This is a genomic window from uncultured Holdemanella sp., assembly GCF_958348295.1.
GTDB lineage: Bacteria > Bacillota_I > Bacilli_A > Erysipelotrichales > Erysipelotrichaceae > Holdemanella.
In genome coordinates this window covers 13912-35102 of the sequence record NZ_CATVYQ010000020.1, presented here as the reverse complement: position 1 = coordinate 35102, position 21191 = coordinate 13912, and the positions used below count along the sequence as shown (strand labels likewise).

General features: G+C 34.8%; 23 protein-coding genes. 1 reads left to right on the top strand and 22 read right to left on the bottom strand.

Going from position 1 to position 21191, the window contains the following annotated elements:
• Positions 1-150: 150 nt before the first annotated feature.
• The 22 genes from atpC to Q3907_RS05170 form a co-directional block, all read right to left on the bottom strand.
• Positions 151-546, bottom strand: coding sequence for an ATP synthase F1 subunit epsilon (atpC, locus tag Q3907_RS05270; protein ID WP_118011107.1), 396 nt, complete (start codon positions 544-546; stop codon positions 151-153).
• A gap of 2 nt (positions 547-548) precedes the next feature.
• A complete protein-coding gene (gene atpD, locus Q3907_RS05265) occupies positions 549-1949 on the bottom strand; it encodes a F0F1 ATP synthase subunit beta (protein WP_295563205.1) in 1401 nt (466 codons plus the stop codon).
• A 12-nt stretch (positions 1950-1961) separates the two neighbouring features.
• Entirely contained in the window at positions 1962-2810 is an 849-nt protein-coding gene (gene atpG / locus Q3907_RS05260; RefSeq protein ID WP_301897566.1) for an ATP synthase F1 subunit gamma, read from the bottom strand.
• Entirely contained in the window at positions 2797-4332 is a 1536-nt protein-coding gene (gene atpA / locus Q3907_RS05255) for a F0F1 ATP synthase subunit alpha (protein ID WP_295643753.1), read from the bottom strand. Before atpA ends, atpG begins: the two co-directional genes overlap by 14 nt.
• Positions 4333-4344: 12 nt before the next feature.
• Complete coding sequence (gene atpH, locus Q3907_RS05250) at positions 4345-4872, bottom strand: ATP synthase F1 subunit delta (RefSeq protein WP_301897565.1); 528 nt, start codon at positions 4870-4872, stop codon at positions 4345-4347.
• Positions 4866-5381, bottom strand: coding sequence for a F0F1 ATP synthase subunit B (gene atpF, locus Q3907_RS05245; protein ID WP_295563200.1), 516 nt, complete (start codon positions 5379-5381; stop codon positions 4866-4868). Before atpF ends, atpH begins: the two co-directional genes overlap by 7 nt.
• A gap of 18 nt (positions 5382-5399) precedes the next feature.
• Positions 5400-5642, bottom strand: a complete 243-nt coding sequence (gene atpE, locus Q3907_RS05240) for an ATP synthase F0 subunit C (RefSeq protein ID WP_003864774.1) — start codon at positions 5640-5642, stop codon at positions 5400-5402.
• A gap of 19 nt (positions 5643-5661) precedes the next feature.
• The gene (gene atpB / locus Q3907_RS05235) at positions 5662-6369 is read right to left on the bottom strand and encodes a F0F1 ATP synthase subunit A (protein WP_301897564.1); all 708 of its coding nucleotides are present in this window, start codon (positions 6367-6369) and stop codon (positions 5662-5664) included.
• Positions 6362-6640: a hypothetical protein gene (locus tag Q3907_RS05230; RefSeq protein WP_270511158.1), complete on the bottom strand. Its 279-nt coding sequence runs from the start codon at positions 6638-6640 to the stop codon at positions 6362-6364. The genes atpB and Q3907_RS05230 overlap by 8 nt, the downstream gene beginning before the upstream one ends.
• A gap of 94 nt (positions 6641-6734) precedes the next feature.
• Positions 6735-6878 carry an AtpZ/AtpI family protein gene (locus Q3907_RS10700; RefSeq protein ID WP_353885845.1) on the bottom strand — a complete coding sequence of 48 codons (144 nt, stop codon included), beginning with the start codon at positions 6876-6878 and terminating at the stop codon, positions 6735-6737.
• Positions 6879-6905: 27 nt separating this feature from the next.
• Complete coding sequence (gene upp, locus Q3907_RS05225) at positions 6906-7526, bottom strand: uracil phosphoribosyltransferase (protein WP_301897563.1); 621 nt, start codon at positions 7524-7526, stop codon at positions 6906-6908.
• Positions 7527-7659: 133 nt separating this feature from the next.
• Positions 7660-8400, bottom strand: coding sequence for an MBL fold metallo-hydrolase (locus Q3907_RS05220; RefSeq protein WP_301897562.1), 741 nt, complete (start codon positions 8398-8400; stop codon positions 7660-7662).
• The gene (dnaB, locus tag Q3907_RS05215; RefSeq protein WP_295563194.1) at positions 8390-9736 is read right to left on the bottom strand and encodes a replicative DNA helicase; all 1347 of its coding nucleotides are present in this window, start codon (positions 9734-9736) and stop codon (positions 8390-8392) included. Before dnaB ends, Q3907_RS05220 begins: the two co-directional genes overlap by 11 nt.
• Position 9737: 1 nt before the next feature.
• Positions 9738-10187 (bottom strand): 50S ribosomal protein L9, encoded by a 450-nt coding sequence (rplI, locus tag Q3907_RS05210; protein ID WP_117993434.1) that lies wholly within the window; start codon positions 10185-10187, stop codon positions 9738-9740.
• Complete coding sequence (locus tag Q3907_RS05205; protein WP_301897561.1) at positions 10168-11961, bottom strand: DHH family phosphoesterase; 1794 nt, start codon at positions 11959-11961, stop codon at positions 10168-10170. The genes rplI and Q3907_RS05205 overlap by 20 nt, the downstream gene beginning before the upstream one ends.
• A gap of 188 nt (positions 11962-12149) precedes the next feature.
• Complete coding sequence (locus Q3907_RS05200; RefSeq protein WP_301897560.1) at positions 12150-13004, bottom strand: hypothetical protein; 855 nt, start codon at positions 13002-13004, stop codon at positions 12150-12152.
• Between the two features lie 49 nt (positions 13005-13053).
• Positions 13054-13284, bottom strand: coding sequence for a 30S ribosomal protein S18 (gene rpsR, locus Q3907_RS05195; protein WP_003864783.1), 231 nt, complete (start codon positions 13282-13284; stop codon positions 13054-13056).
• A 17-nt stretch (positions 13285-13301) separates the two neighbouring features.
• On the bottom strand, positions 13302-13820 hold the full coding sequence (gene ssb, locus Q3907_RS05190; protein ID WP_295563188.1) for a single-stranded DNA-binding protein: 519 nt from the start codon (positions 13818-13820) through the stop codon (positions 13302-13304).
• 18 nt (positions 13821-13838) lie between these two features.
• Positions 13839-14132, bottom strand: coding sequence for a 30S ribosomal protein S6 (gene rpsF / locus Q3907_RS05185; RefSeq protein WP_040466151.1), 294 nt, complete (start codon positions 14130-14132; stop codon positions 13839-13841).
• 106 nt (positions 14133-14238) lie between these two features.
• Positions 14239-15459 (bottom strand): NUDIX domain-containing protein, encoded by a 1221-nt coding sequence (locus Q3907_RS05180; RefSeq protein ID WP_301897559.1) that lies wholly within the window; start codon positions 15457-15459, stop codon positions 14239-14241.
• Positions 15459-16715, bottom strand: coding sequence for a 2-hydroxyacyl-CoA dehydratase (locus tag Q3907_RS05175; protein ID WP_301897558.1), 1257 nt, complete (start codon positions 16713-16715; stop codon positions 15459-15461). The genes Q3907_RS05180 and Q3907_RS05175 overlap by 1 nt, the downstream gene beginning before the upstream one ends.
• 2 nt (positions 16716-16717) lie before the next feature.
• The gene (locus Q3907_RS05170) at positions 16718-19636 is read right to left on the bottom strand and encodes an acyl-CoA dehydratase activase (protein WP_301897557.1); all 2919 of its coding nucleotides are present in this window, start codon (positions 19634-19636) and stop codon (positions 16718-16720) included.
• Positions 19637-19847: 211 nt separating this feature from the next.
• Here Q3907_RS05170 and Q3907_RS05165 point away from each other — a divergent pair, with 211 nt between their 5' ends.
• Positions 19848-21083 (top strand): MFS transporter, encoded by a 1236-nt coding sequence (locus tag Q3907_RS05165; protein ID WP_301897556.1) that lies wholly within the window; start codon positions 19848-19850, stop codon positions 21081-21083.
• Positions 21084-21191: the final 108 nt, after the last annotated feature.

Here is a 21191-nt window from a genome sequence, read left to right as displayed (position 1 = left end):
TTTTGATAGCTTGAACACCTTCATTATAGAAAGAATGGTGATTATTTTGTATAACATTTTTTTGATACCACCCGCATAGCAGGTGGTTTTGTTGTTTCGTACTTCGTACTCAACCGGCTAAAGCCAAAAGCATAAAGAAAATGGCGAGGATTACTCGCCATATACATGAATTCTATTAATTGCTCTTTCCAATGATAATTGAGCTCTTTTTAGATTCGTGTTTGAATCTTTCTTTTCTAAACGTTCTTTAGCACGTTCCATTGATTTTTTAGCACGCTCAAGATCGATATCTTTTTTCCCCTCGATCGCATCTGCCAAAATCATACCTTCATTTTTATTGAACTGTAAAAAGCCACCAGAAATCGCATAGACCTCTTCTTCGTCATTTTCATTCTTTAAAACAAGTTTACAAGGAACTAAAGATGCAAAGATTGGCATATGATTTGGTAAAATTGTAGTTTCCCCAATCACTGTCTTTGCATGAATGCTCTTAACGTCTTGTTTTAAATATTCGCCTTTAGGTGTTACAACTTTAAAAGCAATCATGACTATTCACCAGCCATTTTTTTAGCTTTTTCCTGTGCTTCTTCAATTGTTCCGACAAACATAAATGCTTGTTCAGGAAGATCATCGAATTCACCAGCTAATAAACGTTCAAAACTACGAATTGTATCTTCCAAAGGTACATATTTTCCAGGAATACCAGAGAATACTTCGGCTACGTTAAATGGTTGTGACAAGAAGTTACGAACACGACGTGCACGGTTTACAACCTTCTTATCTTCTTCACTTAATTCATCCATACCTAAGATGGCAATAATATCTTGAAGATCTTTATATCTCTGTAAGATATTTTGAACGCCACGAGCTACTTTATAGTGTTTTTCACCAACTACTAGTGGATCCAAAATACGTGAACTTGATTCAAGTGGATCTACGGCAGGATAAATACCTAATGCCGCAATATCACGGTCCAATACTGTTTTGGCATCCAAGTGAGAGAATGTTGTTGCTGGAGCTGGGTCCGTTAAGTCATCCGCAGGTACATAAATAGCCTGTACAGAAGTGATAGAACCATCTTTTGTTGATGTGATTCTTTCTTGTAACTGTCCCATTTCTGTAGCTAATGTAGGTTGATATCCTACAGCACTAGGAACACGTCCTAATAAGGCACTTACTTCAGATCCTGCCTGTGTAAAACGGAAGATGTTATCAATAAACAACAATACATCTTGGTGTTCTACATCACGGAAATATTCTGCCATTGTAAGACCTGTTAATCCAACACGCATTCTGGCTCCTGGACTTTCATTCATCTGTCCATAAACCAATACAGTTTTATCTAATACACCACTATCTTTCATCTCGTGATACATATCATTTCCTTCACGAGTTCTTTCGCCTACACCTACTACAACGGATTTACCACCATGCTCTTTGGCAATATTGTGGATCAATTCCTGAATCAATACGGTTTTACCAACACCGGCACCACCAAACAATCCGATCTTACCACCCTTTGCGTAAGGACATAATAAATCGATAACTTTAATACCCGTTTCTAATGGTTCACTTGTCGTACTTTGTTCGTCAAATGCAGGTGCTTTTCTATGAATTGGCATCGTATTCGCATCTACATCTCCTAAACCGTCAATTGGCTTACCTAATACATTAAACATACGACCCAATACATTTTCTCCAACAGGAGCTTGAATTGGCTTTCCTGTATCAATGGCATTCATACCACGTACTAAACCATCTGTACTTCCCATCGCAATACAACGTACTCGATCTGAACCAATATCTTGTTCGACTTCTACAATTAGATTTTCTTCATTTGGGCGTTCAATTTCAATTGCCGTTAATAAATCTGGTAAATTATTCTGTGAAAATTGAATATCAACAACCGGACCAATGATCTCAACGACTTTTCCAATATTTTGACTCATGTTTACCCTCCTTTATGAAAGTGCATTTGCACCACCGACAATTTCAGTGATTTCTTGCGTAATGGCACCTTGACGTACACGGTTATATGCTAGTTCAAGATCATTCTGCAATTCTTCTGCATTGTCAGTTGCACTCTCCATTGCCATTCTTCTAGAAGCTTGTTCACTTGTTTTACTCTCTAAATAACGAGAGTAAAGAATTGATTTTGTCACCATAGGAATCATATTTTGTAACATCGTTTCCTTATCTGGTTCAAAAATCATGTCTGCATGCATACCTGACTTCTTTTCTTCCTGGGGTTTAGAAACAGGTAAAACTGTTTCTAAAGTAGGAACGAATGTCAATGTGTTTTTATAGTGCGTATATAAAATTTGAATTTTTGAAATTTCTTTCTTTTCAAACAAGTCTAATGCATCCTGCATACATTTCGATAAAGCATTATATACATCATCCTCGTCAAGATCACTTAATACATTATTAACGTTGTAGTTTCTTTTTGAAATCCATGCAACGCCACGAACTCCAACCATAACTACATGATCCTTTTCAGAAAACTCGTCTTGTATCATACGATACACGTTTGCGTTATAGCCACCACAAAGTCCCATATCACTTGTGATCACAAAGATAAAGCTTGGCTTTCCTTGATTCTCATTTAAATACATAGAATCATTTCCAGCACTACGAAGTACCATTGTAAAAAGTTCTTGTAAACCTTGTGCATAACTACGGTTTTCTTCCATAATTTGTCTTTGTCTAGTTAATTTACTTGAAGCAATCAGCTGCATTGCTTTTGTGATTTTCTTTGTTGAACTAACGGAACTGATTCGAGCCTGAATAGCTTGTCTACTTTGTGCCATGTTGCGCACCCTTTTCTAGCGCATATTGTTTTGCGTAGGCATCTAAAGCCTTTTTAATATCAGCTTCTAATTCATCGTCAATCGCCTTTTTCATTTCAATCTGATCTAAAACATAAGGATATTCACGATGTACATATTCCAACATTCCCTGTTCAAATTCACCAACTTGATCAACTTCAACTGGTTTTAAATATCTATTTTTTGCAGCATATAAAGATAGTACTTGTTCAGGCACTGTTAATGGTGAATATTGTTTTTGAATCAATAATTGAGTTAATCTTGCACCATGATCCAACACATCTTTTGTACTTGCATCTAAATCTGAACCAAATTTTGCAAAAGATTCCATTTCACGATATTGAGCAAGCTCTAATTTTAATGAGCCAGATACCTGCTTCATAGCTTTTGTCTGTGCAGCACTACCTACACGGCTAACACTTAAACCACTATCTACACTTGGACGAATACCTTCATTAAACATATCTGTCTTTAAGAAGATCTGTCCATCTGTAATTGAAATTACATTTGTAGGAATATAAGCAGAAATATCTCCGGCTTGCGTTTCAATGATTGGTAAAGCGGTTAAAGATCCACCACCATAATTTTCATTTAAACGAGCAGCACGCTCTAATAAACGAGAATGCAAATAGAAGACATCTCCAGGATAGGCTTCACGTCCAGGAGGACGACGAAGAAGTAAAGACAGTGTACGGTAAGCTACGGCGTGTTTTGATAAATCATCATAAACAATTAAAACGTCTTCTCCGTTTTCCATCCATTCTTCACCCATAGCACAACCTGCATATGGTGCAATATATTGTAATGGAGCTGCCTCAGATGCAGTAGCCGCTACAATTGTTGTATATTCCATAGCTCCATGTTGTTTTAATTTTTCAACAATTTGAGCTACAGTACTTGCTTTTTGTCCAATCGCTACATAAATACATTTTACATTTTGACCTTTTTGATTCAAAATCGTATCAATTGCGATGGCTGTTTTACCTGTTTGACGATCCCCAATGATCAACTCACGCTGACCACGTCCAATTGGAATCATAGAGTCAATAATTTTTAAACCCGTTTGTAATGGAACAGAAACACTCTTTCTTGTCATTACACCTGGGGCAACACGTTCTACTGGACGTGTTCTATCTGTCTTGATTTCACCTAAACCATCAATCGGTTGTCCTAATGCGTTGACAACACGACCCATCAAACTATCACCAACTGGAACTTCAATGATGTGACCTGTACGTTTTACAACGTCACCCTCTTTGATATCTGAATTATCACCTAGTAATACGACACCTACTTGTTCGTCTTCTAAGTTCATGACCATACCATATACATCATGAGGAAATAACAACAATTCACTCATCATGGCATTTTTCAATCCATATACCGTTGCGATACCATCTCCAACTGTAAGAATAGTACCACTTTCATTCATTTCAAGATCCTGGTCGATACTTTGAATCTGAGCTTTGATTAATTTTGAAATCTCTGCTGGATTTAAACTCATCATATCACCTGCTTATCTATTAATTGCTTCCTTCATTGCGTCAATCTTCGCAATGACCGTATTATCCATCACTAAATCATTTGCCTGTACTTTAATACCTGCAATCAAAGATGAATCCACTTGTACTTCAAGTTCAAGTGTCTTATTTAATTTTTTCTCTAACATTTCTTTCAATCTTGATAATTGATCTTCACCAAGTTTTGATGCACTTGTCACCTTAACAATTTCAATTCTATGTTTCTTTCGATAACACTCTTCATAGGCATCACTAATCATATCAAGATGTGAAAGTTCATTATGCTCATTTAACACAAGCAAGAAACGAAATACAGTTGTATCTAATTTGGATTCAAAAGCTGTCTGGATGGTTTCCTTTTTCTTTACTCGAGGAATACTTGGATGTGCTAGAATTTGACTCAATTCTGGTACCGAAGTAATCACTTGCGCTACTTGTTTTAGCTCAGACATCCAAGCTATTTCTTGACTTGAATCTTTTGCTAATTCAAATAGAGCCTGGGCATAAGGCGTGTAATCTACCATTGTTTATCGCCTGCCTGTTCAATAAAATCTTCCACAAACTGCTTCTGTGTTTCTTCATCCATTTCTTTTTTGATCAACTGACTCGCTGCACTTAACGCAACATCACTAATTGCTTTTTTCATTTCTTTTTGAGCGTCACGCTTTTGACGTTCAATATCTTCGTTTGCGTTTTTCTTAATACGCAAAGCTTCGTCATTTGCTTCTTTTATAATTTGCTGTTTTTCTTGATCCGCATGTGCTCTAGCTGAAACAAGAATGGTATGAGCTTCTTGCGAAACATTACGCAATTTTTCATCATACTTCTCTTTAACATCTTCAGCCTGCTGTTTAATAGCTACTGAAGAATCAATATTTTCTTGAATTAAATCTTGTCGTTTTTGAATTAAAGTTAGTAATTTATCCCAAAAGAATTTTTTGGCAAACATTACAATCAAAAATGTAGAAATACAAACTAAAACAACATCGGTCAATGAAATTCGCAAATAATTGTCAATATTAAAGTCAATCATTACCGATTCTCCTAATCATTAACCTTTGATGAAAATTAATAAAATCGCAATGATCAACGCATAGATACCAGTTGTTTCGGCTAAGGCGATACCTAATACCATGATTGATTGAATTTTACTTGCTGCATCTGGATTACGACCAACACTTTCTGCACCTTTACTAGCTGCAATACCCTGACCAATACCAGGACCTAAACCAGCGATCATCGCAATACCTGCACCTAAGCAAGCCATACCACGTACGAAAAATTCATTAAACATTTTATTTTCCTCCTATTTATTAATCTTCCTGAATTGCTACTTGTTGTCCTAAGAAAAACGAACTAAGCGTAAAGAAGATATATGTCTGAATTACACCTGAGAATATATCAAAATACATATGTAAGAAAGGCGTTACTAATAAACCTAAAAGTCCTACTGGCATTAACATTTTAATCAATGTATAGACCAACATAGAAATGATATATCCTGCCAAAATATTACCAAATAAACGCATTGTTAATGAGATAGGCAACGCCAACTCTCCTATGACATTCAATGGTGTCAACAAAAACATTGGTTCCGTCAACTCTTTCATACGAGCTAACAATCCACCTTTTTTAATACCATTACCCTGGATCATCAACCACATTGTGACAGCCAATGTCGCATTAAAACTTACATTGCTCGTTGGATTTTGAAGTCCAATCAACCCAATTAAGTTACTTACAATCATCATCACAATCAAAGTACCAAACAATGGAACATACTTCTTTGTTGTTTCCCTTAAGTTATCTTTAATTACGTAAAGTACTAAGTTGTACATCTCCTCACAAATATACACAATCCCTTTGCTAGCTTTTGATGGATCTTGTTCTTCAATTTTCTTTCCTGCAAAATAGAAGAAAAACGCAAAGAAAACACAAATTCCAAGCCAAACAAGAATCGATTGCTGAATCTGTAAAGAGAACTTTCCTATGTGAATGATAATTGCACTTACATCACTCATGGAAATCCTCCTTTTCTTTTAGTGCATATAAAAGAATAGCTCCTTTATTACACATTAGCCCAACAAGAACAGCCAATATAGGCAATTCCATCAATTGGCAAACAACTAAAACTAGACCATACATTAAATATCGTTTCATATATTCTTGTGTACCAATCTTTTTTCCAGCCGCTTCGTCTGTTGGGATATTTAAAGCCATTTGAACAATCTTATGATACCCAACTAAACCTGTCAGACATCCAATCCAAACCGCTATAAATACTTGAATCATTTGAGAATGAAAAATCATTGCACAAGCTATAGAACAAAATAAGCTAAAAACTAAAGTATACCTTTTTATTTTTTTATTCATTTGCTGCATTGTTCTACCTCGATTTTTTAATTAATAAAATCACACTACCAATTATGCTATATAATAAACCAATAATCACAAATAGTGGGGTAGTATGTAACCAACCATCAATATTGTAACCAATCAGGCCAAAGATCAGCATACTCGTGCATAGCATTCCCGAAAAAGCATAAGGTTTCATCAACTATTTTGTACCGAAAATACGATCGCCTGCATCTCCTAAACCAGGAACAATATATCCATGCTCATTTAAATGATCATCTAATGATGCCAAATAAATATCTACATCTGGATGTGCTTCTTCAACAGCTTTCACACCTTCAGGAGCTCCAACCAAACAAACTAATTTAATATTTGTAGCGCCCTGTTTTTTTACCATATCGATAGCCGCCACACTCGATCCACCTGTTGCCAACATTGGATCCACTACAATTGTGATAGCTTCTTCTAAATTCTTTGGATATTTTTCAAAATAAGTGTGTGGTTCTAAAGTTTGTTCATCACGATACATACCAACATGTGCAATTTTAGCGGTTGGAATCAAATCTTGAATTCCATTTACCATACCAAGTCCAGCACGTAAAATTGGCACAATCACCACTTTTTTAGCCAATTCATAGCCAGTATACTCACAAATTGGAGTTTCAATTTCAACTGGATTTAATGGTAAATCACGTGTGATTTCATAAACCATCAAGCCTCCAATTTCATCTAAGTTTTGACGAAAATCTTTCGTCCCCGTATCCTTTTTTCGCATAACTGTTAGTTTATGCTTAATTAAAGGATGATCAATAACTGTTAACATTTAAATTACCTACCTTTATAGTCATAATTATAACATCCTTATCCATAATAGAAAACACTGAAAGAAAGGGTTTTCGCCAAATCTTCCAGTGCTTAATTATATAGATATTCAATTTTTTAATCAGTAAACAATTCTACTCAATTGTCAAAATTTCAAACTGTTTTGCCGCCCTTACATCCACTTTAGAAGGATGTAAGTCCTTTCTAAGTAATACATCCGAAAATGTATCTAAAGCCAAATCTTGCGTATTTGCTTCCTCACTCAAATGTGCCAAGACAATATTCTTTGTCTTCGCATTAATCAAAGAAGTTAAGTTCAAACTTGAATCTTCATTATTCAAATGTCCATTATCACTTAAAATACGCTGTTTTAAAAACATTGGACGATTTGTCTGCATTAAACGATTAACATCATGATTACTTTCAAAAATATAATGATCTGCATTGGCAATATATGGCTTGATTTGATTGGGGACATACCCCGTATCCGTTACATATACTAGCTTTTCACTATCCGACTCAACCACAAAACCAATGGTGTGAGGTGAATCATGTGATAAACCAATAAATTGAACACTCAAATCATTAATAATCATTTTTTGATTTGGGAATACATCATGTTTATCTAAAGCATTCTTTAAATCACAATACGAATATACATCTAAATGTTTGAAATGCTTTAATTGAGAAACATGATCCGAATGTGCATGACTAATCAAAACACCATTTGTATCATCGACGCAAGCTCCAACCTTTTTAAAACTTTCCATTAAATATTTTTTGGTTGAACCACAGTCAATTAATAGCTGTGTATTTCCATGACGAATCAAACAACTATTGCCTTTTGAACCACTGCACAACAAATCAATGCGCATAAATATCATCTCCTGAAGCCTGTAAATTGGTAAAACGTGATATATTCTTTTCAAAAGCCAACTGAATCTTTCCAATACCACCATTACGATGTTTCGCTAAAGACAAATCAACCACTTCTGTTTCTTCCTGAGACTCCTTATCTTTATCATAATAATTACTACGATATAGGAACATAACAATATCGGCATCCTGTTCAATAGATCCAGACTCACGTAAATCCGATAATTGAGGTTCATGATCCGTTCTTTCTTCAACCTTACGTGAAAGCTGAGATAGCGCGATAACCGGACATTCCATTTCTTTAGCTAGAATCTTTAGGTTACGCGAAATATCACTGACCTCTTGTTGACGAGAATCGGCACGCGTTCCTGTAATCAACTGTAAATAGTCAATCACAACTAAAGAAATCGAACCATATTCACTCTTTAATTTACGACACTTCGAGAATATCTGAGACACCTTGATACTACTTGTATCATCAATAAAAATCTTTCTTTCACTCAAGTGAGAACCTGCCTCATATAAACGGGACATCTCTTCATTCGTTAATTTACCACTACGAAGCTTATCTGAATAAACTTGAGATTCCGAACTCATCAAACGTTTCATCATTGAATCACTAGGCATTTCCAGTGAGAATATCGCAACAGCTCCTTCATTACGTTTCGCAACTTGAGCTGCAAAATTTAAAGCCAAGGCACTCTTTCCCATGGCAGGACGAGCTGCAAGAATAATTAGATCCCCACGCTGAAATCCATTTGTCATACGATCCAATAAGACATAACCAGTTTCAATTCCAGTTACTCCCTTCATCGTACGAAGCTCTTTTAATTCATTAATAACACGCGAAACAATTTCTTCACTTGATTCAAATTCACTACCTCTACGATGACGTGTTACATCCATAACCAAACGTTCAGCATCGTCAAGTACTGTATCAATATCTTCTCCAGATGAATATCCTTCTTCACTGATTTGATCTGCAACATAAATCAGTCTTCTTAATTGTGCTTTATTTTTAATTGTTTCAATATATGATCGTGAAGTAGCACTTGAAATTGCTGAATCCGATAAGCGAATAATATAATCCGCTCCTTGACTAGATTCCAACTGATCCGTTTCCTGTAAACGCGTGATGACTGTATTCATATCAATGGGCTGACCATTTTCATGAATCGTACATATCGCTTGATAAATCTGTTGATGAGAAGGTAAATAAAATTCTTCTGCATGTAAATCGAGTTCCTGACAATCCTGAATAACTCTTGGATATACCATCAAAGAACCAAGAACAGATTGTTCTAAGGAAACTGCATTGGGCATTTCACGAGACATACTATGCCTTTTCACTTACATGAACAACAATCTCACCAATTACTTGTCCACGATATAAATCAACTGGAACACGCGTTACTCCCAATGAAGCAATTGATTGTTCTAATTGAAGTTTTCTTTTATCGACACGAATTCCTTTTTTTGCCAATGCCTCAACAATTTGTTTACTAGAAACAGAACCAAAAGTAGCTCCATTTTTACCTGTACTTAATCTAAATTCCAAAGTAATTCCCTTTAAGGTTTCACTCAAAGCCTCAGCCTCTTTTTTTAGTTCAGCTTCATGTTCGGCTCTTTCTTCCATTTGTTGATCTAGAACTTTGGCAGAACCCTTTGTATAGGCAATGGCAGACTTGTTTTTGAACAAGAAGTTTCTTGCATATCCATCACTTACTTCTACTACATCGTCTTTCTTTCCTAATTTACGAATATCTTTAAGCAATATTACTTTCATTGTTTTGTTCCTCCTCTATACATTTTAAGATCATATCCTTCATATGTTGTACGGATACATCTTCTCTTTCTACAGCAGCCGCACTAAAGTGACCACCACCATTTAATTTTTCCATAATCTTTTGAACATTATATGAACCATCACTGCGTGCGCTTACCGCAACCGCATTTGGATTATTCTTTACTTTCGCAATGGTAAAACTAGCTACACATCCTTTTATCAACAATAAGGCCTGCGATACTTGAGCCATCATAGTTTTTTCTAATGTTTCATCTTCAATAGCTGCAATCATAAAATGATTATAATATGGTTTCGCTTGTTGAATTAAAGCATTCTTCATTGAGAAATACAAATAGTCTTCACACAATGCTTTTTCGGCACGCTTAGTATTAGCACCCCAGTTTTGTAAAGCAGCGGCCGCCTCAAATGTACGTGCATCTGTATGCATTTTAAAGCGGTTTGTATCCACTAAAATACCCAAATACATAATAGTAGCTTCCATTTCAAAAATAGGAATATGATCGGGAATATTCTGAAGTAATTCTACAATTAATTCACAAGCAGAACTTGCACTACTTTCAACATAAGTTAATAAAGTATTTTTCACAAATGTATCACTACGCCTATGATGATCAATCACTAGAATACGATTGCATTGTTCTACGAAATCTCTAGCACTCGAAATAGCTGGAATACCATGATCAGCCATAATTAATAAATCTTTATTGAAATCTATGGAAGCCATAGCCTCATCTGGAGTAACCAAATTATGCCTTTCTTGAACAACTGAGCTAAATGAATTCATCACTTCTTGAAGTTGCTCATCTCTAGGTACATCTTTTAAAACAATATATACATCTTTACCTAACGCATGCGCCCAACTAGATAAGGCAAGACAAGCTCCCATACAGTCAAAATCACTCATAACATGTCCTGCAATATAAACACGATTTGATTCCATGATAGCTTCTTGAATTGATTGTGCCATAATACGAACACGTACTTTAGAACGAGTCGAGCTCGTCTCTGAGTTTCCTCCCACAAATTGAACAGTTCCCCCACTCGCACGGATAGCAGCCTGATCACCACCACGACTTTGAGCTAATTCAATCAATTCATTGACCATATCATCTAAAACTGTAAAATCATTCGAGCCATACGCAAAGGCCATACTTAATGTAATAGATACATCTAATTTATTAGCTTCATCTTTGATTAACTGTAAAATCGTAAAATTCTGTTTGCGCACTTGAGTTAAAATCTCTTTATTTAAAATAACCAAGAAACGATCCGAACGTAAACGTCTCACAAACATTTTGTTTTCTTTTGCCCAAGTTACTAAAGAAGTTCTTAAATGCGTATTGATTTGTGCCATGATTTCTTCATTTTCATAAGATTGATATTCCATATAATTATCTAACTGCAACAAACCAACCACAATTTCATTATCAAGATATTGCTGACGCATATTATAATAGTCTGTAATGTCTTTAACATACAATATTTGAGCATCTCTTTTACGTGTAATTTCATAAATACGGCCCTCACTCTTACCAATGACCATATCCACATCATCATCAAATAGAGTACGAATATTACTGATCCAGCTTGTTAATTTACTATTCGTTAATATAATGCCTTTTTCTTTAAAAAAAGGTGATGCCCATGTTACAATATATTCTTCGTTGTAGGTTAAAATACCAACATCGCCAAAATTCAGTGCATCTTTAGCATCTTTTCCTAAAACCCTTGAAATATCTACCTCTGTTTTCATACCATGCTTCTTCAAAGACTTCCAAAAGCCAAAGAAAGCACAGATAAAAATAATCCATATAATCAAAATTGCAACCATGATTATGAATTCTTTTTTCAAAAATAACAATAGCGCTAATATGCAACCTAGTACTAGACCAGTAACGCACAGACTACGCCACTTTTCAAATTGTTTCATATAGAAAACCTCTATTCTTTTCTCAACTGTAAAAGACAGTCTAATTCTCCCATAAGTATCCACAACAAATTAAGCCCAGGTATAAAAGCACCAAAAATAGAAAGGAATGACCATCTCTTTTTTTGATACTTTACACATAAACTCATAAAATAAACAACACCAAAATATAAAAGTAAAGCACAATCCACAAAGAAAATAATTTGTGCTAAATCAACGATCCCCGTTGGACATTCTATCACATTTTGAATAAAAAAGAATGCAATCCACACCACAACAGAACATACTCCAACCCATCTTGGGCTTTGTACCTTCGATAATGGCTGCAATGGAACAATATCCATATGCATACGCATGCATACCATCAATGCGACTAAGTGAATACATAAAGCTTGTAAAAGTCCTAGCATACCTATCATCAAGTATGTGAAAACTTTTAAACTGATAAATGGAATATATTGTGAAATCATGAGGAAATCCTCATAGAAATCAATACCGAACAATGTACTCCATAATAGAATTATGCATAAATTTGCTATTATGGAAAGAATAAAACAAAAAATAAAATTTGTCATATTCTTAAAACGTTTAAAAACCCCTAATCCATAAAAATATCCAATCAACAAAGAAGTCCAACTATAAAACCAGGTTGTAAATCCTCCAAAAACCATCGTCATCAAACCCATGCATATTGTAACCAAAGCTCCCATTTTGACTCCACTCATCGCCGTATAAATTAGCACAGGGAAAGCAAAAATCCAGGAAGCACTGGATTCAATCATTAATGCACTTTGTTGATTTAAAAATAATAAAGCTCCATAAATAGCGCAAACCATAGCACCTTTTGTGATTTGTTTCGTTTTTATCATACGATTATTATATAAAATAAAAAAAAAGACTTCAATATATGAAGTCTAATTAGTCAACCACGTAAGGTAACAAAGCCATTTGACGAGCACGTTTAATAGCTGTTGCTAACATTCTTTGGTATTTTGCACGAGTTCCAGTTACACGTCTAGGAATAATTTTTCCGTTAGCGTTGATGAAACGTTTTAATAATTCTACGTCTTTGTAGTCGATTTCCTTAATTTTGTTCTTAGTGAAGTAACAAACTTTTTTACGACCCATACGTTGTTTTTTAAATGCCATAAGTAAGTCCTTCCTTTCTAGAATGGTAAGTCATCACTAGCAATATCTAGTGAGTCATCTGCATTGAATGTTGAATCAAATGCATTATTTGTATTCTGCGCAGGATTTGAATATGGATTCTGATTATATCCATTCTGCACAGGAGCAGCATATGTATTTTGAGCAAAACCTTGATTCATTCCATAATCTTGGCTTGGAGCTGAATAATTTGATTGAGCATTTTTTGGTTCTAAGAATTGAACACTTTCTGCCACAACCTCTGTAACATATACCCTTTGTCCTTGCTGATTATCATAAGAACGAGTTTGAATACGTCCTTCTAAACCAATCAATGAACCTTTGTGTAAATACTGTGTCATTAAATCAGCTGTTTTATTCCAAGCTACACAGTTAATAAAATCTGCATCTGGCTGTCCTTGTGTTTGAACACGACGACCAACTGCCATTGTGAATGAGCAAACACTTGTTCCGCCTTGCGTTTTACGTAATTCTGGATCACGTGTTAAACGCCCAACTAACACTACTCTATTAATCATATTTTTATTTAACCTCGATTATTTTTCGCTTTCAGTTTTTACAACCATAATACGAATAACATTGTTGCTGATACGAGACAAACGTTGGAATTCGAAAACTCCTGCATTGTTTGCAGTTACATTGATAACTACATAGTGTCCCTTTTTCATGTGATCGATTTCGTAAGCGAATTCTTTCACACCCCAGTCATCTACTTTGTCAATTGAACCACCGTTTTCAGTGATTGTTGCATGTAAACGATCTGAAACTGTTTTGAACGCTGCATCATCTAAAGATGCATTCACAATGTACATAATTTCATATTTTTTCATGTGTACACCTCCCTTTGGTCTTTTTGGCTTCTTACGAAGCAGAGAACAGGCATAAACCTGCCTCGTTATTATAGCAAAAAAAGACTTTGCTTGTAAACCACAAAGTCTAATATTTTTTTAATTGATATTGAGCATTGTAATAAAGCTCATTAAATTTAGTTCCCGCAAACACTTCAAACACATCGCTTAAACCTGAAACCAACTTATAATCATGAATATTCGATAATGGAATCCAATATGATTCTTCATTTATTTCTCCATTAAACACATTCGTTTTATATAAGAACACAATGTGCCTGCAATTATCACTTGTGATAAACTGTTTGGTTCCACAAAGCTCTAATTGATCAACATCCAAACCTGTTTTCTTTTTTACATCACGAATTGCCGATTGTACAAATGATTCTCCAAGTTCAATATGACCACCAGGTAATGTATATCCATTTGGATTTTTACTATTTTGAACCAGCACATTTCCCTTGTCATCTTGAACCATGACCATATTTGTAAGTTCACAGAATTCAGCTTGTTTATTCGCATTCAATCGTCTTCTTTCAAGCGCTAACTTGCCATCCGCAACAATATTACGAATTTCTGTAGAAATACGACGTTCTGGGAAAGCCTTTGAAATATGTTTTTTAGCTTCTAAAGAGAAGTTATCCAAACTGTTTTGGAATTCTTCAATACGTTCGGATAGATCAGGACGTGACAACATCCATTCTTGGAAGGCTTCTTGCGCTTCTTGAACACGCAATTGACTTTCGGCTTCGAAATCCTTCTTGAAAGCTTCCATTTGTGTTTGTATCTTTTGGAATACTTTCTTGCGACGAAGTAAGGCAAGCACAGTAAATACACAGTCAATGACAAATCCAATCGTAAAGGCTGACAAGAAACTCATCAATGCCGTAAGTGGAATATCTAAGACTATATCTTGAATCACAGGATGGACAACATAAACAACTACAATAGACATAATGCCAAATAAAGTGGAATTCAATAAGCATACACGCCCATTGATATTCATAAATCTTTCAGAATAATCCCACCATCTTGTTTTAAATAAGATTTCCATTACCCAACTCGTAATATATTCCAAAGTACTTGTGATAATGACACCCAAAATAAATACAAGTATTGGATAATCTTTCACAAATAATAAAGGATATAAAACCAGTAAAGCACCTACTCCATAGATCGGACAATATGGACCATAAAAGAAGCCTCGGTTAATAAACTTCTTTGCGGGAATTCCACAATATAAATCTTCACACACCCAACCTAAAAAGGCATACAAAATAAAGTAAGCATACGCATATACAAACTCCATTATACACTCGCCTTCATTTCTTCACTTAATTTCGCATTAGCCAACATCAATCGAATACGATTTTCCTGATTTACCTTTGATGCACTTGGATCATAGTCGATTGCAACTATATTGGCTTCTGGATACTCATCCTTAATTTTACGAACCATACCTTTGGCAACAATATGATTTGGTAGACACCCAAATGGCTGTGCACTAATGACATTGGTAACACCACTTTTAATTAACGAAACAACTTCGCCTGTTAAAAGCCAACCTTCACCCATTTTTACACCTGGATCAATAAAGGCTTTTCCATTATCAATGACTTCACTAAAATCATCTGGTGCAATAAATGTACCATCCTTTTTTACCATATCTCTAAATGTTTTCTGCATACGCATAATCACATCTTTGACTATATTATATATATAATGATTTTTGGCATGCATATGATAATATTCATAATCAATAATTGAATTTTCTACACAGTATAACGCAAAATCCATCACGCCTGAAAGTACAGGTTCAAAGCCTTCTTCAATTAAATAATCTTCCAAATGTTGATTTCCTAATGGAGAATATTTCATATAAATTTCTCCAACAATCCCAATACGAATCTTATCTTTAGTTCGATCTTGAGGAATGGCCTTAAACATTTCCAACATCTTTTTATAAATACGCTTTGATTGTTTATAAGAACCGTGCTCAAATGTTGGAATCAATTCATCAATAAATTGATTGACAGCTCTATCTGTAGCTCCTTTTTCAAGTTCATAAGGCTTTACCTGATTACTTAGCCACATTAAGGCATCTCCATATAATGCTCCATAAAGAATGCGAAGAATCAAAGGCATTGTAAATTCAACGCTGCTACCTTTTTCAAGGCCATTCGCATTCGCAGATAAACAAGGAATGTGTTGCCATCCTTCCATAGCCAAAGCCTTTCTTAATAAGGAAAGATAATTACTGGCACGACATCCTCCTGCTGTTTGTGTAATGGCACAGGCTACATGATTCATATCATATTTACCACTTTTTAATGCATCAATCATTTGTCCAATAACCAATAGTGCCGGATAACAAGTATCATTATGTACATGGGCCAAGCCTTCTTCACGTACTTGTTCTCCCTCGTTTGTCAAAACTTCTAATTTATATCCACTTTTCGCAAAGACAGGTGTCAACAAACGAAAGTGAATAGGAAGCATAGAAGGAACTAAAATTGTATAATCCTTCTTCATATCCGAATTAAATAATGTATATTCTAAACTCAATTTTAGGCTCCTTTCTTCTGGGCAATCGCCTCTTTTAACGAACGCAAACGAATTTTAGCTGCGCCTAAATTATCGATTTCATCAATTTTGATTTGTGTATAAAATTTATTTCCATCCTTTAATATATCTCGAACCTCATCACTTGTGATCGCATCAATGCCACATCCAAAACTTACTAATTGAATCAAATTCATATCTTCATTATCGTTTACATAGTGGGCCGCTTGATATAATCTTGCGTGATATGTCCATTGATTTAAAACATTCACTTTATGATTCATTTGACGTGGAACACTTTCTTCACTGACAACCACAAAGCCAAGTTGTGTCAATAATTGGTTCATCTGGTGATTGATTAGAGGATCTAAGTGATATGGTCTTCCACAAAGAACAATAATTGGATGATTGTTTTCACGTGCATACGCAACGGCTTTTCGATGTTCCTTTACTAATTGTTCATGAAAAGCTTCATATTCATTTGTCGCTGCATTTTTCGCGATAATAATATCTTTTTCACTAAAATGAACACCCACCTTTTCAAAGTGCATGCGTATAGCTTTCGCAAAAGTTGCATTGTCATCAAAACTAATAAATGGATATACAATTTTTGTCTTACCAAAATCCATATTGGCCGCAATCACTTCTGGATAGTAGGCAACTAGTGGACAATTATAATGATTATCCGATTGATGTTCATCTACATTATAGGTCATACATGGATAGAAAATCACATCTATACCCTCATTAATCAACTGTTGAATATGTCCATGCACAACTTTGGCAGGAAAACATGCCGTATCACTTGGAATACTTTGTTGTCCTGAATGATACATTTCTTTTGTACTTGGTTTTGACCATACAATTTCATAGCCTAAACTATCAAAGAATCGTGTCCAGAAAGGCAATAAGTCATAGTTATTTAAAACTAAAGGCATACCAATCTTTTTATCATGTCTAAATTTTTTCTTTTGCGCATTCAACATATCCGTTTTGATCTTATATAAATCTGGAAGTTCTTCCTTCTTTGTTTCAACACGATGCACCATCTTATCACATTTGTTTCCGGCAACTAAGCGTGTTCCATCATTAAACGTATTGATTGTCAATGAACAATGGTTGTTGCAGCCTTGGCAAGCCACGGATTGTGATTTATGTGTAAACTTCATTAATTGTTCATAATTCAAAATATTACTTCGAGTACGATGTAATTTTTTGGCATATAAAGCCGCACCATATGCACCCATTAAAGGGGCAATACTTGGTCGAATGACTTCAAGTCCAAGTTCTTGTTCGAAACAACGAAGCACTGAATCATTTTGAAATGTTCCACCCTGCACAACGATATGTTTTCCAATATCATCCTTATTCTTTGCACGAATAACTTTATATAGCGCATTCTTTACAACAGATTTACATAGTCCTGCCGAAATATCTTCAATGCTCGCACCATTCTTTTGAGCTTGTTTAACACCTGAATTCATAAATACGGTACATCGTGTTCCTAAATCCACAGGGTGTTTTGATTTTAATCCTAATTTAGCAAATTCCACGGCATCATATCCAAGTGATTTTGCGAATGTTTCAATAAAAGAACCACATCCACTTGAACAAGCTTCATTCAATACAATATCATCGATGTGTCCATCACGAATTTTAAAACACTTAATATCTTGTCCACCAATATCTAATATATAATCTACATCCGGATTGAAAGATCGAGCAGCCGTATAGTGTGCCATTGTTTCAACAATTCCACCATCTAAATGGAAGGCATGACGCATCAATTCTTCACCATATCCTGTAGCATAGGCTCCATAAATTTTAATATTTGGATTTGTTTCATAGATCTTCTTTAAATCTTCTAATACTACATCTAGTGGATTTCCCTTGTTTGAAGTATATGAATCATATAAAATCGCATCGTTTTTATCAAGTAAAACTAGTTTTGTAGTCGTTGAACCTGAATCGATTCCCAAATAGGCTTTACCATCATAATTCTTTAAATCAGCATACTTTGCATCATGTGATTTATGACGTTCAATAAAATTTTGATAGTCTTCTTCACTTTCAAACAAAGGTTTTGATTCCGTTAATTTAGCAGGTGCATGCACTAAATCTTCTAACGCTTTATATAATTCGTCATATGTAAATTCTTGATCTGCACAAATTGCTGTCCCTAAAGCCACAAAGTTAATAGCTGTTTCAGGACAATTAACTTGTGCATCGCTTAATTTTAAAGTCTCGATAAAACGTTTTCTTAGTCCACTCATAAAGTAAAGTGGACCACCTAAAAACAGGATGTTTCCTTCAATCTTTCTTCCTTGCGCTAGCGAAGTAATAGTTTGATCCACAACTGCTTGAAAAATACTGGCACACAAATCACATTTATCTACACCTTGATTGATTAATGGCTGAATATCTGTTTTCGCAAACACACCACAACGAGATGCGATTGGGTATAAGCGATGATAGTTCAAACTCGCTTCATTCATTTCTTCTAAAGACATATTTAATAAGGTAGACATCTGATCAATAAATGCACCTGTACCACCGGCACAAGTTGAATTCATCCTTTGTTCTACGCTTCCTTGAAAGAAAAGAATTTTTGCGTCTTCTCCACCAAGTTCAATTGCACAATCGGTTTCTGGATATAATTTAGTGACTCCAGTTGCACTTGCGAATACTTCTTGAACAAAAGGCAATTCTCCTTGTTCACATAATCCTAAAGCACCCGATCCACTGATCGCAAATTTAAATGGTTCTTTTGTATATTTCTTTAATTCTACTAATTTATCTAGAGCTTTTTGACGCACTTGCGCCTTGTGTCTTTCATAACTTTTATAACAGATTTGGTTATTTTCATCTAAAACAACTGCTTTGATGGTTGTACTTCCAATGTCGAATCCTATACGATAACCCATAATCTCCTCCATTTTCTTTTTTTTATCAGTATTATTATACTCATTTTTCATTATTTTTCATGTATTCAAATGAAAATAAAGACAACTCACAAAATATGTTCACTTTGTTGTAGATTATTCGTCCTAAAACATATATCATTAAATTAACAAATTGTTTACATATCAAAGATTAAAATTTGATAAAATTAATTTTGGAAAGTTGGTAAATTAAATGAAAAACAAATTAACAAAACTTGAATTCAAATGGATTTGTTACGACATGGGAAACTCTGCCTTTATTTTATTAGTCGCAACGATTCTTCCTATTTATTTTAATTATCTTTCAAGTTCGCAAGGTGTAGCCGAATACAACTACCTAAGTTATTGGAGCTATGCAGCAAGTATTTCGACATTAATTGTTGCACTTGCAGGTCCAATTCTAGGAACACTTGCTGACTATAAAGATCATAAAAAGAAAATCTTCTTAACAACCGCAACGCTTGGAGCATTAGCCCTTGCATGTTTCTGGATTCCAAGTTCTTGGTTTGCATTTCTAGTCCTATTTATTGCTGCCAAAGTTGCCTATTCTTTATCTTTGATTGTATATGACTCCATGCTTACAGACATTACTACTGAAGATAGAATGGATGCCGTGAGTTCAAAAGGATATGCATGGGGATATATTGGTAGCGTTGTTCCATTTATTATCAGTTTAGTCTTTGTATTAATGTATGACAAAATGGGAATAACATTAAAAGCAGCTATGATGATCGCATTTATATTAAATGCCGTATGGTGGATTGCATTTACACTTCCTTTAGTAAAAAGCTACAAACAAAAATTCTATATTGAACCAAAGGCACATCCTGTTTTAGATACATTCGCTCGTTTAAAAAACACTTTAACGAAGGCAAAAGAACAAAAGAAAGTCTTCTTATTCTTATTTGCGTTCTTCTTCTATATTGATGGTGTTTATACAATTATCGATATGGCTACAGCCTACGGAACAAGTTTAGGACTAAATACAACTGGCCTTCTATTAGCTTTATTATTGACGCAAATTGTTGCCTTCCCTGCAAGTTTAACATTCGCTGTATTATCCAAAACAAAAGATACGGCTTCATTAATTAAAATCGCAATCATCGCATACTTCTTAATTTCCTTATTTGCCGTACAATTGGATAAGCAATGGGAATTCTGGGTATTAGCAGTTGCGGTTGGATGTTTCCAAGGTGGTATTCAAGCTTTATCTAGATCATACTTCGCAAAAATCATTCCAGAAAATGCCAGTGGTGAATACTTCGGACTATTTGATATCTGCGGTAAAGGCGCTAGCTTTTTAGGAACTATGTTGATTGGTGTTGTAACACAGATTACGGGTAAACAAAACTTAGGTGTTGCCGCTCTCTCCATCATGTTTGTGATTGGATACCTAATTTTTAATAAAGTATCTAAAATGGACGACTAAAAAAGATTGTACAAGTAACGTACAATCTTTTTTTAATACACTTTCATTATCATATCTTTTAACCCAAGAAAGAAAACCTGTTATTTTTATGATGGAATTACATCAAAA

Bases quoted from the DNA above. Each gene is read 5' to 3' on its own strand.
- atpC (WP_118011107.1), bottom strand. From the start codon at position 546: ATGATTGCTTTTAAAGTTGTAACACCTAAAGGCGAATATTTAAAACAA.
- atpD (WP_295563205.1), bottom strand. From the start codon at position 1,949: ATGAGTCAAAATATTGGAAAAGTCGTTGAGATCATTGGTCCGGTTGTT.
- atpG (WP_301897566.1), bottom strand. From the start codon at position 2,810: ATGGCACAAAGTAGACAAGCTATTCAGGCTCGAATCAGTTCCGTTAGT.
- atpA (WP_295643753.1), bottom strand. From the start codon at position 4,332: ATGAGTTTAAATCCAGCAGAGATTTCAAAATTAATCAAAGCTCAGATT.
- atpH (WP_301897565.1), bottom strand. From the start codon at position 4,872: ATGGTAGATTACACGCCTTATGCCCAGGCTCTATTTGAATTAGCAAAA.
- atpF (WP_295563200.1), bottom strand. From the start codon at position 5,381: ATGATTGACTTTAATATTGACAATTATTTGCGAATTTCATTGACCGAT.
- atpE (WP_003864774.1), bottom strand. From the start codon at position 5,642: ATGTTTAATGAATTTTTCGTACGTGGTATGGCTTGCTTAGGTGCAGGT.
- atpB (WP_301897564.1), bottom strand. From the start codon at position 6,369: ATGAGTGATGTAAGTGCAATTATCATTCACATAGGAAAGTTCTCTTTA.
- Q3907_RS05230 (WP_270511158.1), bottom strand. From the start codon at position 6,640: ATGATTCAAGTATTTATAGCGGTTTGGATTGGATGTCTGACAGGTTTA.
- Q3907_RS10700 (WP_353885845.1), bottom strand. From the start codon at position 6,878: ATGCTATGCACGAGTATGCTGATCTTTGGCCTGATTGGTTACAATATT.
- upp (WP_301897563.1), bottom strand. From the start codon at position 7,526: ATGTTAACAGTTATTGATCATCCTTTAATTAAGCATAAACTAACAGTT.
- Q3907_RS05220 (WP_301897562.1), bottom strand. From the start codon at position 8,400: ATGCGCATTGATTTGTTGTGCAGTGGTTCAAAAGGCAATAGTTGTTTG.
- dnaB (WP_295563194.1), bottom strand. From the start codon at position 9,736: ATGTCTCGTGAAATGCCCAATGCAGTTTCCTTAGAACAATCTGTTCTT.
- rplI (WP_117993434.1), bottom strand. From the start codon at position 10,187: ATGAAAGTAATATTGCTTAAAGATATTCGTAAATTAGGAAAGAAAGAC.
- Q3907_RS05205 (WP_301897561.1), bottom strand. From the start codon at position 11,961: ATGAAAACAGAGGTAGATATTTCAAGGGTTTTAGGAAAAGATGCTAAA.
- Q3907_RS05200 (WP_301897560.1), bottom strand. From the start codon at position 13,004: ATGATAAAAACGAAACAAATCACAAAAGGTGCTATGGTTTGCGCTATT.
- rpsR (WP_003864783.1), bottom strand. From the start codon at position 13,284: ATGGCATTTAAAAAACAACGTATGGGTCGTAAAAAAGTTTGTTACTTC.
- ssb (WP_295563188.1), bottom strand. From the start codon at position 13,820: ATGATTAATAGAGTAGTGTTAGTTGGGCGTTTAACACGTGATCCAGAA.
- rpsF (WP_040466151.1), bottom strand. From the start codon at position 14,132: ATGAAAAAATATGAAATTATGTACATTGTGAATGCATCTTTAGATGAT.
- Q3907_RS05180 (WP_301897559.1), bottom strand. From the start codon at position 15,459: ATGGAGTTTGTATATGCGTATGCTTACTTTATTTTGTATGCCTTTTTA.
- Q3907_RS05170 (WP_301897557.1), bottom strand. From the start codon at position 19,636: ATGGGTTATCGTATAGGATTCGACATTGGAAGTACAACCATCAAAGCA.
- Q3907_RS05165 (WP_301897556.1), top strand. From the start codon at position 19,848: ATGAAAAACAAATTAACAAAACTTGAATTCAAATGGATTTGTTACGAC.